Genomic DNA, 15,014 nt, shown 5'->3' on the forward strand with positions numbered 1-15,014 from the left:
TGTCATCTTTTTCCTTTTGCCAATATCAACGGATCCCATACACAACAAATGAATTGAGTATGGCTTATTAATAAAAATCAAAAAACAGCCACATAACCAATATAAAAAACTACACAATTGCAAACCATTTTTTGACAGATTCTAAAATGGCCTTTTGCTGTTTCATAAAATAGTTTCTTTTTTCAGCTGGCTTATTTAAGGTATAAATCAGGTAAAACAAATTCATTGCTCTCAATTGCAAAGCTTTATTAAAACCAACCAAACCGAGTTTGATAGCTAAGTTGTTTACTCTCCCGCTTAGGGTTTTTTCTGAAGTCTTAAGCATATAAGCAAGTTGACGGTTTGAAATACCGCTCATTAAATATAGCATCGTGCTCCATTCCGAACCTCTTATCTTTTCTGGATTGATGCTTATCACGCTTGCCAATGCCAACATACAACTTTCTATAGTCTCTATAAACTGATTTAGTTTCATTCTGTAGGGAACTATATATACATTGTGCATTTTAAATACATTCATTCTAGATGGCCAATGCAACGGTTCTAAAAATATTTTGAGCACATTCATTTTCATTACTTCACCCAGAATTTTAAGCATGACATCTTTATTTGCGATACTGATGATCACAATAGCTCCATCATAACTCTTTGAGCTCACAATAAAGGCATCCTCAGACATTACCGTCTTACTAGATTTAATAGTCGTAGCGAACGCGTTCCGAAAAAAAAAGTTGTCACTAATAACGACTATCTTCATTTAACCGCCTTCAGCTATCCTCAACGCAGGATGTTCCTTATGTCACAAATAAGCACTGCTGAACTCAGCAGATGGAAATTGGCATCATCTGTACGATGGCTTTCCCAAAGATTACCCTCGGATAGCTCCCCAAAAAAATGAAAGAATAGTCTTAAGTTTAAATTGAGATTCTTATCCCTTGACGATAGACTTTGTACAACACATAAAATTTAACAATTTTGCAACACAACTCATTTGTAATAAGGATGCTGATATGAAAAAGCGATAAAGAATCTTAAGAACCAACACAACTACCTAGATAAATCAACTGGTTAAACTTGATCTTGATTAAGATTTTTCCTTATATTAACCTGATTACAAGATTTACTAAGTAAAACCTCTCTTTTTGCTTAACAGGAGCGCAACATGCTTGAAGAGGAGTCGGTGTGTCATTCAGAACCGACTTTATACACAATTGAAGGTAACATTCATTTTTGTCCTAATGAAAATACTCTTCGTAATGTAATTGATGGGCGAACTGTAACCCTCCTGAGTACAGCATCAGAATGTTTTAAGATCCTGATAGAGAATCAAGGTAGAGTGATCTCAAGAGATGAAATGAAAGAGCTAGTGTGGGGTAAGCGTGGAGTGATTGTTAGCAGTAATACTTTTTATCAAAACATGCTGAACCTCAGAAGAGGCCTGGAAAAAGTAGGTGCCGGTAAACGCCTAATTTCAACTCATTATGGGAAAGGTGTAACTATAGACAATGGGTTAGATATAACCCCAATAGTAACTTCAGTGAGTAATTGCCTGGAACCTATAAATGGCACCAAGAACATACCTTTCAGCACATCTGAAGCTATTAACACTGCTGATGAGCACTTTCTAAATAACTTTAAGCAGTTAGAAGAAAAAGGTATCATCAAAAAAAACCGGTACAAGCACGGTATGATACTGATAACTAATCTGCTACTTTTGTTTTTCTGCATCCTGATGTTCTATACTGCTCACAATTTAAAGAGGGAAAATTACTTTAGTCATTATACAAAAACAAAGCTTAAAGTTAAAAATTGCGACATATATACAGATCCAGCCCTGCTGAATGAACATGAATTAAATGAATTGCTAAAACAGAACCCTCCTGACTGTGAAGAAGGAGAAACTTTATACTTATCTTCAGTCTATCCGATACAAAGGATGTCAGTAATACGCTGTATCGGGACTTTCCTGCCGGGGGAAGAATGCGAATCAGATTACTATCTCGAATGAATATAGTCGGTTCAATTACCGCAATTATCCTATTTATCACTTTTGTTTCGTTGGCAATCGACAACTGGACTGAATGGAAGGCACAACACTCAGATACAATGACTTGTGATGCTATCATTAATGTTCATAAAGAGCATCAACTACTGTCCATTCGTTTGAAATACTCTTTCCTTGGTCATGAAGGAGTAGCAAATTTATCTGGCGTGCTGAATAACGGTAATAAAGGTATTTTTAGTATAAGCAGAACTGTTCTTTTCAAATATAAGCGTATTAATGAGGGAGTTTATCTTGAAAATACAACCACTACTATATCATTACAAGATACTGCAGGCCCAGATGGTCTAAAAAAGTTGCTTCCAGAATTCTATACTGAACATGGGGCCCGCACCAGTTTTCAAGTATACGCACAAAAACCCGGTGGGTACATTTTTGTTAAAGAATTTACTCCTGCTTTTTACTGCACAGAACAATAAGTAAACTTCGTTAACAGAATATGATGCCACTCCCTGTAGGCGAGATCTTATAGTCCCAGTATTTGCATTTTTTCAGCTTTACAAAGGCTTTTTCACCCTGAAAAAGCCTTTTTGAATCGATCAAAAATTAGACTTCAACTAAACTAAAATGCGTTCAAGATTTCTAAAGACTTGTTCGGATAGGCTGAGTTACCCTTTCATGAAACCAGTGCATAATGAATCCCTTGTGTCCCTCATAGATACAACTACTGACTCGCACAATAGGATGAAAATACGGGATATATCAGTTAGTGTTTGAATAGCAATGTTATTTATGGGTTGAGTAGCTAATGTAAGAATCCCTGTTTTAGTTGCACGCTATTTTTAATTGCTCAAGTTTTCTGACCCTGGCCCAAATTCAGTGTAGTGCTAAATCAGAGATCTTCGTCTTTCCGGAGACTTCTGGTTTAGCTTGGCACTGTTTTCAGGGAGGAGTTCATATTGGTATAATCGCCTGAATCATTGATAGCCATTTTCTTTCCCGCATACCTAGTTCTCTCACTTTGAATCTATTCTTGGAGCGAGCCTTACAGGTCAATCACTTTGAGCACAGTAAAAGCCGGTATGTATTAAGTCACATAAGACTAATAACAAATTGCAACTTGATGGCTAAATTAAGGGGCGGTAGAAATGGCGAATAATTGGTAATCATTGGTAAATAGTGGCAATCTATGTCAATGATAAATAACGCAACCTATTGATTTTCGGTTGTTCCGGTAGGAACTCATAATCGCTTGGTCGTTGGTTCAAACCCAACAGGGGCCCCCAGATATCAAGGGTTTATGTGCAAACGTAGGCCCTTTTCCTTTTCCAGACGCCCTCAAAATAGCAGAGATCGGTCAGCCACCGGCCAAACCTGGACCTATGCTTATACCGGCAGGCGCCGAAGACGCCCGCCGGGTATACCGCACTATTTCAGCCCAACGCTCAGGAGGTCGGTAATGCCATCATGTGGTACTTATTGCCATTGAAGTTAAAGAAACCGACGTCTTCGAACTGGTTGCGGGTATGAAACGCATACGAGCGCGGGTTCAGCACATTGACAAAGGTAACGATGACGGGATAACGCGGTGCAAACACCTTGCGCTGATACTCAAGCAGCATCTCGCCCACGCCCCGGCCACGATACTCTTCTGCGACGCAGATAGGGCCATACTGATATGAGCTTACTGCATCCAGTTTTTCCCCCTGGTAGCGATATTCGTTGAGAATACTTGCCATGTATTTAAACATGGGCCACGGGCTGAGAAATTCCCACGATCCGCCGAGCAGCAGACCAATGACCTTGTCACATGAACGATCAACGGCGATCACCACACCACTTTCGGCTGAACTTAGTTCGCTTAATTGCTGCTCCGTCATATCGGTGGTGACAAATCCATTCGCCCGTTGCTCGCCTGCAAGATTTTTTGCGTGATAGCGCTCCAGCAGTTGTTTCACCTCAGGGATGTCTACGTCTTGCGCCAGACGAATGACGATATTTTCATTGACCATTGCCATTTCATACTCCTGTAAAATATTTTACTGAAAGCGTCACCATCATCGCACCCACGGTGACAAACAGAACTTTGCGAATGATTTCACCATTGGTTTTAATGGCGGGCAGAACCATAAGCGCCATGTACCTCTGCATTTATTGCTTCAATATAATCAGTACAGGCGGGAATGATGGAGGATAGGGTGATTTGCCAGGTATAAAATTGCGGCAACTTCCATATTACATAACAGTCCTCTTCAAGCCTTTTTCTGAATTCGTCTGTTGGTATGGGAAACGCGTCTTTGATACGATCTGCGATTGATAGAATAATTCCATTCTTCATAAACATACCCTGTCCTGAAGCTACCAGCATAATAAGATTTATTTCACTATTTATCTGAATTGTTCATTCAGATATTTCCATTGTATTCTAAATAGTGCGATTAATTTATAACGCAGATTTATTAATCCCTTCAAGGTAGCGGATAAAATCCAGACGATCTTTCTATCTTTAGAGCTTACTACAAACCCTTAAATTTTAATCACATAATTTTTACAAAACATTATCCTGCGAGCCATTAGCTGAATCAGTTCAGCAAAACACTGTCAATGATTCATTAATAACTAATGGAAATAAGATATATCAGTATTAGCAAGGCTACTGGATACGACGTTTCTCAAGTCAGGTCAGCGATGCGGATAACTGCGCATTCCTATTCCTACTGCCCTCAGGAGCGTTGATGTCGAACGGTTCGGCTTGACGGTAGCGTTCCATCGGTCGACTATGAGGGCATGGCGCGATATCGGTATGCCCTTAGACCGGTTATGTTGTCAGGGATGAAAGACAGCGATTGCATGACTACCGTCTCCCTTGTGATGAGCATGGCCGCGGTTGCATAAAAGGCTAACGCAAGCGAGAAACGGCACTATGCAACTTTTTTAGTTAAGCTCATTCTTTTCCCGGCGGTATCTGGTCAGCCCTGTCTTTCATGACAAATGTTGGTGAATTGCTTATCCGCAATGAATGTGGCATAACACCAGTCCAGAATAGAAAGATGTAGTTTTTTATATTATTGGCTCCACATCGAGGATTGGCTGATGAGATTGACGGTTCTGGTTGATAATAATACATTAATTGACAGGTACCTTATCGGTGAACCTGGTGTGTCTTATCTGATTGAGTATGATGGTCAAAAAATCCTTTTCGATACCGGATATTCGGATGTTTTCCTGAAGAATGCGCAGACGCTGAAAATTGATTTAACCAGTATCGATAGCATCGTTTTTTCTCATGGGCATAACGATCATACCTGGGGGCTAAATCATTTAGTTCAATATTATGACCGGATAAATTTCATTCCTGAAAGAAAGATAAACTTAATCTGTCACCCAGATGCATTAACCCCAAAATACTTTGATGCAAAAGCCATCGGGATAAACTACAGATTCGATCAAAATGATCCCTTTTTTGACAAAATTTGCAGCAAAAAACCTTATCCACTCACTGAAAACATTATCTTCCTCGGTCAAATACCAAGGGACAATAAATTTGAGATGCTGACACCGGTAGGCCAAACGGTGGATGATAAAAGCGAAATTACAGATGATTACGTTATGGATGATTCTGCGCTGGCAATAAAAACAGAAGATGGACTGGTGGTAGTCACAGGCTGTTCTCACGCGGGAATAGCTAACATTATTGAATATGCAAAACAGGTTACCGGAGAAAAACACATTGTTTCGGTCATTGGCGGGTTCCATTTGCAAAATGCTGATGAAGATCGCCTCACGCAGACAGGGGATTACCTTAAAGTATTGTCCCCAGACTCCGTCTATCCGTGCCATTGTACCGATCTTGCGGCGAAGGTTAGCCTGGCGCGTTTTATCAAAATTAACGAGGTCGGCGTTGGATTAACGCTGAATTTTTCTGCCACCGGGAAATAAATGTGAAAGCGCGCAGATGACAGCGCCTCTGAATGCCATCTGCGCCGGCGCCAACCCGACGCTAGCGAGCAAAACCTGCGACGCCCTGTCGCAGAAAGCGGGCCGCTGCTGAGCCTTTGCGCAGAAGAAGGCCGCTAACTGCCCATTTAGTCACTTTTTCTGCCGTTTTACCGCGGTCGCTTAGTTCAGTGACCGCACCTGCTGATAAGAATTGAGCCGTTCCCGCAGCGAGGTGAGCCAGACATCCGGCTCCTGACGGCAGATTTCGGTGAGGATCGGCGTCAGCACCAGCTCGGCTTCATGGAAGTCGGTCCACTCCGGCGGCTCCAGTGAAAAAGGATCGTTCATCAGCCAAATCACCATCGGCGTCCAGGCGCGCGGATCCAGTTGCAGATAATCCTGACAGCGCATCATATCTCGGGTCCGCGCCTCATCGGGGACGACATCCTTTCCCACCGCGGCGCTACTCATTGCCAGTACTGTTATTCCTACCATCAGATGTTTCCAAACCCATTTTCGCCAGAAGGCGCGTTTTTCTTTCGCCATTGTTATTATTTTACCTGCCAGTTGTCGCCGGACGATATTCCCGAGAACTCACCTTAATAAGAGCAGATTAATCGTTTGCATTTTTTTTAACAGCAGACCGCGCTGAAGCAAGTGAACGCCCGTTCCTACAGCTGTCATCCAGCTATGCAAATATATTCGTCTGGCTCAGCTCCACAATATTTCCCTGGCCCAAAACGATTTGTGTTACAATTACGCCTTATAACGGCATCGATAAAAATAACCCCCGCCGCACCTGCACCAGGCATCGCCCTTCTTTTTTCATATCAGGATTTACGCCCCCATGAATGCGATAATCATTGACGATCATCCATTGGCACGTATCGCCATTCGCAACCTTCTCGACAGCAACGGTATTACCGTCGCGGCAGAGCTCGACAGCGGCGCTCATGCCGTGCAGACCGCGGAAAGCATGCAGCCTGACCTGCTCATCGTCGACGTCGATATTCCGGAGCTCAGCGGTATCGAGGTGCTGGAGCAGCTGCGCAAACGCCGCTACCAGGGAACAATCATCATCATTTCCGCTAAGAATGAACTGTTCTACGGCAAACGCAGCGCCGACTGCGGAGCAAATGGTTTTGTGAGTAAAAAAGAGGGAATGAATAATATCCTCGCCGCAATCGACGCAGCCAATAATGGCTACAGCTATTTCCCCTTTTCACTGGAACGCTTCTGCACCCACGGCATCACCGATCAGGACCGGCTGGATACGCTGTCAACGCAGGAGATGAAGGTGTTCCGCTATATTCTCAGCGGCGTCGACTACACCACCATCGGCAGCAAAATGAATATCAGCAATAAAACGGTAAGTACCTATAAGGTCCGTCTGATGGATAAATTAGGCTGCAGCACCCTGCTTGAGCTATATGACTTTGCGCAACGCAATAAAATAGGGTGATGGCATGGCGGTTCGTCTTATTTTATCCGTCGTTGTCGGGCTGGCGCTGAGCCTCTCGCCTGCCGCGTATGCCATGAAACAGCTGGAGCTGAAGAGCCATTCTCATATCGCGGCGATCGATATCCCGCTTAGCGGTAAGGAGAAAGCATGGCTGGCGGCGCAGCCTACGCTGACCGTCGGGACCTGGCTTCCCGAGAGGACGCCCATCGTCTATGACGGCGACGAGAAAAGTTATCAGGGCATTAACGCCGACTATCTGGCGCTGATGGCGCACAGCCTCGGACTGAAGGTGATTATCCGCCAGTATGACACCGAGCAGCAGGCGCTCACCGCCCTGGCCGACCGCCAGGTGGATACCCTGCTCACTCAGGTGGCGCACCGGGATGCGCTCGCCCCGGGCCTGGATCAATCCGCGCCGCTGCTTAAAACCTGGCCGACGCTGGTCACCTCGCTGAAATCCCCTCTGCCGCCGCTGACCACTGACCGCCGCGTCACGCTGGCCTGCACCCGCGATTGCGCTTTTTTCGATATTATTCAGCAGGCGTTTCCCAACGCCAAAATCACCCTTTATGATAGCGACTATCAGGCTCTCGCCTCGGTGGTCAGCGGCGAGAATCAGTATTTTATCGGCAACAACATCACCACTGGCCACTGCATCTCGAAATATTTCTCGCAATCGCTGGTTATCGCGCACTATTTTCGTCAGCAGGAGCAACACAACCGCTTTGTCACCCGTGACGATCGGCCAGAGCTGCATCAACTCTTCGACCGTTTTATCCATGCCGTGGACAGCGACACCGCGATGCGGATCATGCAAAACTGGCTCAACCGTGGCGATCTGTCGTTTCTCAATACCCCGCTTACCTTTAGCCCCGAAGAGCAGCGCTGGCTGCAGAAGCATCGTCGCGTCCGCCTGCTGGTGAACCCCTATTTTCCGCCATTTACCCTGGTGGATAACGAGGATGAACTGCGCGGCATCATGGCCGATATGCTGAATATTGTCTCACTCCAGACCGGCCTGCAGTTTGACCCTATTCTGGTGCGCAACCGTCAGGCTCTGGCAAAGCGCATGGAAAAAGAGGACTGGGCGATCATGCCCGCCGCCACCCTGACCCCACAGCCGCAGGCCTACGTCACCCTCAGCGATCCGCTCATTAACGTGGCCTTTGTGCTGGTCGCCCGCGGCAGCGCCCCCGACCAGCATCTGCTGACGCGCTCGGCACGGATCGCCCTGCCGGTCGGGCCTATCGCCGCCCATGATCTGAAAGCGCGTTTTCCGCTGATTAACTGGGTGGAAACGGATAACGTTGGCGTCGCCATGAAGATGGTAGAGGAAGGCGAAGTGGATGCCGCCGTAGCCTCGGAGCTTTCCGCCCGCTATATGATCGACCACTACTATCCACAGGGTCTGCACTACACCCGCATTGATGGACTCCCCGTCGCGGCCATTCGGCTGGCCATCCCGCGCGATGAACCGGTGCTGGCCGCCATTCTTAACAAAGCGCTGCAGGTTATTCCGCCACGGGATATTCTGCAGATGACCGAGAAGTGGTCGAAAATCTCCAGTCAGCAAATAGAGAACTGGAGCCAGTACAGCCGCCAGTTTTACCAGCTGATCGCCTTTGCGCTGGTGCTGATCGCCATCAGCCTCGGCTGGGGACTCTCTCTGTGTCGGGAAGTGCGCAAACGTAAAGACTCCCAGCAGCGGCTCGAGGAGGAGCTGGCGCAGAAGGAGGCCCTCTCCTGTGCGCTGGAGCGCGAAAAAGACAAAGCGATTCAGGCGACAAAAGCCAAGAGCCGCTTTCTGGCCAGCATGAGCCACGAGCTGCGCACGCCGGTGAGCGCCATCGTCGGCTTTCTGGAGCTGCTGGCGAAACCTGAGCTGAACGTCGGCCAGCGTAAAGAGGCGATCGAGCTGGCGGGGTCGACGGCGCAAACCCTGCTGGGACTTATCGGCAATATTCTTGATATCGACAAGATTGAATCGGGAAAATACCAGGTTACCCCGCAGTGGAGCGATGTCGCACAGTTAGTGTCGCAGCAGTGTCATACCTTCGACGCGCTGGCGCAGCAAAAGGGCATCGATCTGCACTACCATAACGCGCTGCAGGAAGGGACCATGCTGTGGGTCGACCCGCAGGCGCTACGGCAAATCCTCAATAATCTCATCGGCAATGCGCTGAAGTTTACCGTCGAAGGCGCAATTCAGGTCTCCTGCCGGCTGACGCCGGCGAATGAGACACAGGGAGAGTTGGCCCTCATGGTTAGCGACAGCGGCTGCGGGATCAGTGAAGCAGAGCAGGCCACCCTCTTCCACCGCTATGTCCAGGCGCGCCAGGGACGCCAGCAGACCGGCTCCGGACTGGGGCTGGTCATTTGCAAAGAGCTGGTTGCGCTGATGCAGGGTCGCCTGGAGATGGTCAGCCGTCCGGGTGTGGGGACCACTTTCACCATCACGCTGCCGGTCAAGGCGAGCCGCTGCGCGATCCACGCGCCGCAGGCGTCGCCCGCCAGACCGCAGGCTCTACCCGGGCTGGCGATACTGATAGCGGACGATCACCCCACCAACCGGCTACTGCTCAAGCGCCAGCTCAGCACTATCGGCTATAGCGTCGATGAAGCCTGCGACGGTGAAGAGGCAGAGAATAAGCTCGCCAGCAAACATTACGATCTGCTGATAACGGACCTCAATATGCCGAAGAAAGATGGCCTGGCGCTGGCGGCCTCGCTACGCCGTCGCTATCCGGGCCTGGTAATTTGGGGCGTGACTGCCAGCGCGCTGCCGCAGTCGCGGGAGGCGTGTCTGGCCAGCGGCATGAATATGTGTCTGTTTAAGCCGGTGTCGGTCCAGACGCTGAGTCATGAGCTCAGCCGTTTAGCGGTGGGCCGCGCATCACCTCACGCTACCCGGCACCTGAAGCTCAGCGTGCTGAGCGAGAATACGGGGGGAGACCAGGCGCTGATGAATGAGATGCTGGAGACGTTCCGCGATGCGTCGGCCGCGGATTTACAGGCTGCCGGACAGGCAATCGCCCGGCATGAGCCGCAGATCTTTCTGCGGGCGCTGCACCGTCTGCACGGTTCAGCACAAATTCTGGGGATTACTGCGCTACAACAACTGTGCGCCCCTTTTGAGGCAAAGCGGCCTGATTCGCTGACGCCGGCAAGCTGTCTGGAGGTGGTACAGCGCATCACCGGCATCATGCGCGAGATCGATGGCGAAATCGACGCCCTGATCGGCCGCTAGCCGTTCCGCTCGGGCAGTCCGCCTGCCCGAGCGTTAAGGGGACATCCTTGTCAGTTTTTTCCTCTGCGCTCTCTCAGGGTGGAACAAGTATCAGTTGCCTGCCACCAGCATCTCGCTATCCACCACAATGCCCTCTTCAGCGCCCTTCAGCACCAGATTCGCTTCGTAATATTTACCGGCTTTCAGCAGTTCTTGCGCCTGCGCTACCGCCTTACGGGTCTGGTTAAGCGGCATCAGATACTGGTTCTCAATCACGCCAATACCGGCCAGACGCAGGGTATCGATAGCCCCTTTCTGATCGCCTTTCGCCAGCTTTTCGTTGGCGGATTGGATAGCGCTCTCTTTTTCCGGCGTGGCCACATAGTCTTCAGACAGGGCGATAGAGGCGTTAATGATCACATAGCGATCGGCGATCATTTTGGCTTTAGCATCAGTTTTCAGAAACTTCGCCCAGCTGGCATCATCGGCGGCCAGCAGCGCGGCGGCGTCGTCTGTCAGTTTTTTGGCGCTATCCGGCTGGCCATGGAACAGCGCCAGACGGGCGAACTGGATGTCGCGCATCGCATTCGCGCCCTGCACCGCCACCTGCAGCACATCGGCGGCTTCTTTCTGTACCTGCGTCGTGGCTGCCGCGGCTGGCGCTGCCGTCGCGCTATCTGTTGCCCATACCGGAGAGGTACTCATCATGGTTGCCAGCAGGCTCGCCAGAATGACTTTTTTCATCGTTGACTCCTGATTAAAATCGGTAAGCATCACCAAACGCAGCCAGCTTAAAAAATATCGTGGGCATTGAGAATCAGAGCCCGGAAGTAATATTGCGGGCCTGGTCTGACAGCTGTCAGACCAGGCGTATAAAGTGGCCTCGGCGCTCTTATTTACGCCTGCCGATCGCGCGGCCTACTATTTTCCTCAGACCTTTCTTTTGGCCCGCTGAATAAACCCTCACGCTTTTTATTCAGCGTCAGGCCGCCAACCGGGATCTGCGGAGCAATTATGTTTATGTTTAGCCATTACACCTTAAATGCGTTTAGCCCACGCGTCTTCATTCGATATAAACGGCATGCCTGCCTGATGGCGGTATTGCTGTTTATCTGCGGAGCCTGTTGTCTGGCCTGGCCGTTGGTCGCCGGCTGGTATCTCGCCACAGTAACCGGCATGTTATTGATGATCTGCGGCTTCTATTCGCTGTACAGCCTGATTGTCTTCCGCCAGCAGCACTGGAAATCACGCCTGGTGGCGCTGATCTTCGCCATCGCCTGGATCGTGCTCGGCCTGAGCTTTGTCGTCAATCCTCTCAACGGTATGAGCAGTCTGGCCATTTTATTTGGCTTTTTATTTGTTCTCGGCGGTATTTCCCGCATCGTTAACGGATGTCTAACCCGCAAACAAAGCGGCGCTGGCTGGAATATTTTTATCGGCCTGTTGGATTTACTTATCGCTTGCCTGTGGCTGGCCATGAACCCGCAGCAAAGCTGGTTATTTATTACCGCCTTTATCGGCGTTGAAATGATATTTAGCGCCATCGGCTTGTTGGTCCTGCGCAATAAAATGAAGCACGCTCAGGCTTAAGCCCTATTTTGTCACTGGAGAAGAAAATGAATTTACCTAAAGCACTCGTATTGACCGTGGCGGCTACCACATTCTGTCTGATGACCAGCCCGGCGTTCGCGGTTGAGGAAACCACGCCGCAGAATATGACCTGTCAGGAATTTATGGATATGAACCCAAAAAGCATGACCCCGGTGGCCTTCTGGGTAGTGAATCGCAACACCGACTTTAGCGGCGGCGACTATGTTGACTGGCATGAAGTCGAGACCGTTTCGGTACCGAAAATGCTGCAGGAGTGCCACAAGAACCCCGCCGCTAAACTTGGCGATCTCAGCGCGGTCATCAAAAAATAACCCCCCCGGCATCAGGCCGGGGAAACCCGCCGCGCTGCGGCGGGNNCATCAATACCGCATTCGCACGGCAGATGGCGGCCGATAAGCTTGCGATACAAAAACGCCCCGATAATCGCCCCCACCACCGGCGCCAGCAGCGGCACCAGAAAGTAAGGGATCGCCAGCCCACCGGTAAAAGCGATCGAGCCCCACCCGGCCAGACTGGTAAACAGTTTTGGGCCGAAGTCGCGCGCCGGATTCAGCGCAAAGCCGGTTAGCGGCCCCATCGACGCGCCGATCACGGCGATCAGCAAGCCAATCAGCAACGGCGCCAGCGGCCCGCGCGGAATTCCGTTGCCGTCGTCGGTCAGGGCCATGATCATCGCCATCAGGATTGCCGTGATGGTGGTCTCCACGGCAAACGCTTGTATAAAAGTGATATGTGGATGCGGGTACGTGGAAAAGACCCCGGCCAGGTTAAGACTGGCGGCAGTGCCGCGCACGATATGCTGACTCTGTTCAAGATCGAGAAACAGCTGGCGATAGAGCCCATACACCAGCGCGGCGGCGCAGAAGGCCCCGGCCGTCTGGGCAACAATAAACGGCAGCACCTTGCGGCGTTCAAAACAGGCGAACAGCCACAGGGCAATGGTCACCGCCGGATTAAGGTGCGCGCCGGAGACACCGGCCGTCAGGTAGATGGCCATGGCGACGCCAAGGCCCCAGATAATACTGATCTCCCACTGACCAAAGCTGGCCCCGGCGACCCGCAGCGCAGCGACGCAGCCCGCGCCGAAGAAAATGAGCAATCCGGTGCCAAGAAACTCGGCCACGCACTGCCCGGTTAAGGTAGAAGTCTGGTTCATTATCGGCATCCTGAAATAGCACGTTAAAGAGAGAGGCTGGCGCGAGCGCCCGTTTAATTCGCCTGACCGGCCAGTAGCAGCCCGGTGGCGACCGCATTGCGCGGCCCTTCTGTTCCCCGAATATTGCCCTGCCCGGCAACCACGCCATAGTGCGACAAGGCTTCCGTGATAAGCTGCGGGATCTCAAAGTCCAGCGATGAGCCGCCCACCAGCACCACAAAGGCGATATCGCGAATGGAACCGCCGGGTGAGACCTGGCGCAGCGCGCGCAGGCAGTTGGTGACAAACACTTTCTCTTTCGCCTGCCGGCGCACGAGACGAATTTTTTCCAGCGGGCTGGCGTTATCGATCGGCACCAGTTCGCCCTCCTTGATGTACACCACTTTGGCGAACACCGCCGGGCTGAGGGCTTCCCGAAAGAACTCCACCGCGCCATTCTCGTGACGAATACTGAACAGGCTTTCCACTTTGGCCAGCGGGTATTTTTTTATCGCTTCCGCCAGCGAAAGATCCTCGAGGCCCAGCTCGGTTTTAATCAACAGGCTGACCATATTCCCAGCCCCGGCGAGATGGACCGCCGTTATCTGCCCCTCCGCGTTGACGATCGCCGCATCCGTCGAGCCGGCGCCGAGGTCGAGGATCGCCAGCGGCGCCGCACAGCCGGGAGTGGTTAACGCCCCGGCGATGGCCATGTTGGCCTCCACGCCGCCCACCACCACCTTGGTCTGCAGTCGGGCGCTCAGTTCGCGGGCGATAACCTGCATTTGCAGACGATCCGCTTTCACCATCGCCGCCATCCCGACGGCATTCTCCATGGCGCACTCGCCGGCCATCCCGCCCTGCACCTTGCGCGGAATAAACGTATCCACCGCCAGCAGATCCTGGATGTATATCGCGCTCATCTCATGGCCGGTCAGGGACGCCATTACCTTGCGCACCCGCTCAAGCATGCCGCCGGCGTGGGTGCCCGGTTCGCCGCGGATGTCGCGTACCGGAGCGCAGGCGCTCATCGCCTGCATGATGGCTTCCGCGCCCTCGGCGACATCGGCCTCTCCGCGGCGCTTTTCGCCGCTAATGTAGAGGTTGCCCGCCGGGATCACCCGCGACTGCACATCCCCCTGCGGGGTCTTGAGCACCACCGCGGAACGGTTGCCAATCAGGGCGCGGGCGATGGGGACGATGGCCTGGGTCTCTTCCGGGCTTAGCCCGAAGAAGGTGGCGATCCCGTAGGGATTCGACAGGATCCGCACCACCTGGCCCGGCGCGGCCACTTCCACCGCCGCCATCACCCCCTCGGGGACCTGCTCCAGCAGCGTCACTTCATCTACCACCGGCAGGGTTTTACGCAGGCGGTTGTTCACCAGCACGCCGTCGTCCTTTTTGAGGATCGCCGCCACCACGTTGATCCCCCGGTCGAGCGCCTCATTGAGCCACCACACGGCGTCAAGGAAATCGACGGCGTCGTCAATCAGTACGATCCACCCCTCGGCATACTGCGCCGCCGGCAGCGTCGCCAGCCGCCCGAGGGCGATAGTCGTCCCCACGCCAACGCCCACCCCGCCCGGCGTCTGCGGGTTATGACCGATCATGGTCGATTCGGTGATAATGGTCTCGGTGA

Annotated in this window: 14 protein-coding genes and 1 pseudogene; 8 read left to right on the top strand and 7 right to left on the bottom strand. The window is 51.1% G+C overall.

Translation table 11 applies throughout. The features are described from left to right. Positions 1-109 precede the first annotated feature (109 nt). Entirely contained in the window at positions 110-679 is a 570-nt protein-coding gene (locus tag KHQ28_RS01765; protein ID WP_153591501.1) for a hypothetical protein, read from the bottom strand. 483 nt (positions 680-1,162) lie between these two features. Here KHQ28_RS01765 and KHQ28_RS01770 point away from each other — a divergent pair, with 483 nt between their 5' ends. Both KHQ28_RS01770 and KHQ28_RS01775 read left to right on the top strand, forming a co-directional pair. Next, the gene (locus KHQ28_RS01770) at positions 1,163-2,008 is read left to right on the top strand and encodes a winged helix-turn-helix domain-containing protein (RefSeq protein WP_077261138.1); all 846 of its coding nucleotides are present in this window, start codon (positions 1,163-1,165) and stop codon (positions 2,006-2,008) included. After that, the gene (locus KHQ28_RS01775; protein WP_048337905.1) at positions 2,005-2,481 is read left to right on the top strand and encodes a hypothetical protein; all 477 of its coding nucleotides are present in this window, start codon (positions 2,005-2,007) and stop codon (positions 2,479-2,481) included. Before KHQ28_RS01770 ends, KHQ28_RS01775 begins: the two co-directional genes overlap by 4 nt. Before the next feature lie 966 nt (positions 2,482-3,447). Here KHQ28_RS01775 and KHQ28_RS01780 read toward each other — a convergent pair. Both KHQ28_RS01780 and KHQ28_RS01785 read right to left on the bottom strand, forming a co-directional pair. Further along, positions 3,448-4,020: a GNAT family N-acetyltransferase gene (locus tag KHQ28_RS01780; RefSeq protein WP_022631436.1), complete on the bottom strand. Its 573-nt coding sequence runs from the start codon at positions 4,018-4,020 to the stop codon at positions 3,448-3,450. A gap of 92 nt (positions 4,021-4,112) precedes the next feature. After that, positions 4,113-4,346, bottom strand: a complete 234-nt coding sequence (locus tag KHQ28_RS01785; protein WP_071579674.1) for a hypothetical protein — start codon at positions 4,344-4,346, stop codon at positions 4,113-4,115. A gap of 749 nt (positions 4,347-5,095) precedes the next feature. Here KHQ28_RS01785 and KHQ28_RS01790 point away from each other — a divergent pair. Together KHQ28_RS01790 and KHQ28_RS29050 are read left to right on the top strand one after the other, a co-directional pair. Further along, entirely contained in the window at positions 5,096-5,941 is an 846-nt protein-coding gene (locus tag KHQ28_RS01790) for an MBL fold metallo-hydrolase (protein ID WP_032418349.1), read from the top strand. A 31-nt stretch (positions 5,942-5,972) separates the two neighbouring features. Then, positions 5,973-6,053 (top strand): annotated as a pseudogene (locus KHQ28_RS29050) (hypothetical protein); the annotation flags it as partial. 68 nt (positions 6,054-6,121) lie between these two features. Here the strand turns inward: KHQ28_RS29050 and KHQ28_RS01795 are convergent. After that, entirely contained in the window at positions 6,122-6,487 is a 366-nt protein-coding gene (locus KHQ28_RS01795) for an HdeA/HdeB family chaperone (protein WP_072198349.1), read from the bottom strand. A 301-nt stretch (positions 6,488-6,788) separates the two neighbouring features. On the opposite strand from KHQ28_RS01795, the gene evgA reads away from it, so the two are divergent. Together evgA and KHQ28_RS01805 are read left to right on the top strand one after the other, a co-directional pair. Further along, complete coding sequence (gene evgA / locus KHQ28_RS01800) at positions 6,789-7,403, top strand: acid-sensing system DNA-binding response regulator EvgA (RefSeq protein WP_004174237.1); 615 nt, start codon at positions 6,789-6,791, stop codon at positions 7,401-7,403. 4 nt (positions 7,404-7,407) lie between these two features. Further along, a complete protein-coding gene (locus KHQ28_RS01805) occupies positions 7,408-10,650 on the top strand; it encodes a transporter substrate-binding domain-containing protein (RefSeq protein WP_032418348.1) in 3,243 nt (1,080 codons plus the stop codon). Positions 10,651-10,740: 90 nt separating this feature from the next. Here KHQ28_RS01805 and KHQ28_RS01810 read toward each other — a convergent pair whose 3' ends face one another. Further along, positions 10,741-11,403 (bottom strand): YfdX family protein, encoded by a 663-nt coding sequence (locus tag KHQ28_RS01810; protein WP_072198350.1) that lies wholly within the window; start codon positions 11,401-11,403, stop codon positions 10,741-10,743. A 240-nt stretch (positions 11,404-11,643) separates the two neighbouring features. On the opposite strand from KHQ28_RS01810, the gene KHQ28_RS01815 reads away from it, so the two are divergent. Together KHQ28_RS01815 and hdeB are read left to right on the top strand one after the other, a co-directional pair. After that, positions 11,644-12,219 (top strand): HdeD family acid-resistance protein, encoded by a 576-nt coding sequence (locus tag KHQ28_RS01815; protein WP_032418346.1) that lies wholly within the window; start codon positions 11,644-11,646, stop codon positions 12,217-12,219. Positions 12,220-12,245: 26 nt separating this feature from the next. Beyond that, a complete protein-coding gene (gene hdeB / locus KHQ28_RS01820) occupies positions 12,246-12,551 on the top strand; it encodes an acid-activated periplasmic chaperone HdeB (RefSeq protein ID WP_002917655.1) in 306 nt (101 codons plus the stop codon). Between the two features lie 11 nt (positions 12,552-12,562). On the opposite strand, the gene KHQ28_RS01825 is transcribed toward hdeB, so the two are convergent. Together KHQ28_RS01825 and KHQ28_RS01830 are read right to left on the bottom strand one after the other, a co-directional pair. Beyond that, positions 12,563-13,396: an MIP/aquaporin family protein gene (locus tag KHQ28_RS01825; protein WP_211777557.1), complete on the bottom strand. Its 834-nt coding sequence runs from the start codon at positions 13,394-13,396 to the stop codon at positions 12,563-12,565. Positions 13,397-13,449: 53 nt separating this feature from the next. Next, a partial coding sequence (locus tag KHQ28_RS01830) for a diol dehydratase reactivase subunit alpha (protein ID WP_211777558.1) occupies positions 13,450-15,014 on the bottom strand: 1,565 nt, incomplete at its 5' end.

The organism is Klebsiella sp. 28 (genome assembly GCF_018223905.1).
Classification (GTDB): Bacteria; Pseudomonadota; Gammaproteobacteria; order Enterobacterales; family Enterobacteriaceae; genus Klebsiella; species Klebsiella pneumoniae.

Excerpts from the sequence above, each read along its gene's own strand:
- KHQ28_RS01785 (WP_071579674.1), bottom strand. The coding sequence starts at position 4,346 with ATGTTTATGAAGAATGGAATTATTCTATCAATCGCAGATCGTATCAAA.
- KHQ28_RS01780 (WP_022631436.1), bottom strand. The coding sequence starts at position 4,020 with ATGGCAATGGTCAATGAAAATATCGTCATTCGTCTGGCGCAAGACGTA.
- evgA (WP_004174237.1), top strand. The coding sequence starts at position 6,789 with ATGAATGCGATAATCATTGACGATCATCCATTGGCACGTATCGCCATT.
- KHQ28_RS01805 (WP_032418348.1), top strand. The coding sequence starts at position 7,408 with ATGGCGGTTCGTCTTATTTTATCCGTCGTTGTCGGGCTGGCGCTGAGC.
- KHQ28_RS01810 (WP_072198350.1), bottom strand. The coding sequence starts at position 11,403 with ATGCTTACCGATTTTAATCAGGAGTCAACGATGAAAAAAGTCATTCTG.
- KHQ28_RS01775 (WP_048337905.1), top strand. The coding sequence starts at position 2,005 with ATGAATATAGTCGGTTCAATTACCGCAATTATCCTATTTATCACTTTT.
- KHQ28_RS01795 (WP_072198349.1), bottom strand. The coding sequence starts at position 6,487 with ATGGCGAAAGAAAAACGCGCCTTCTGGCGAAAATGGGTTTGGAAACAT.
- KHQ28_RS01790 (WP_032418349.1), top strand. The coding sequence starts at position 5,096 with ATGAGATTGACGGTTCTGGTTGATAATAATACATTAATTGACAGGTAC.
- KHQ28_RS01765 (WP_153591501.1), bottom strand. The coding sequence starts at position 679 with ATGTCTGAGGATGCCTTTATTGTGAGCTCAAAGAGTTATGATGGAGCT.
- hdeB (WP_002917655.1), top strand. The coding sequence starts at position 12,246 with ATGAATTTACCTAAAGCACTCGTATTGACCGTGGCGGCTACCACATTC.
- KHQ28_RS01770 (WP_077261138.1), top strand. The coding sequence starts at position 1,163 with ATGCTTGAAGAGGAGTCGGTGTGTCATTCAGAACCGACTTTATACACA.
- KHQ28_RS01815 (WP_032418346.1), top strand. The coding sequence starts at position 11,644 with ATGTTTATGTTTAGCCATTACACCTTAAATGCGTTTAGCCCACGCGTC.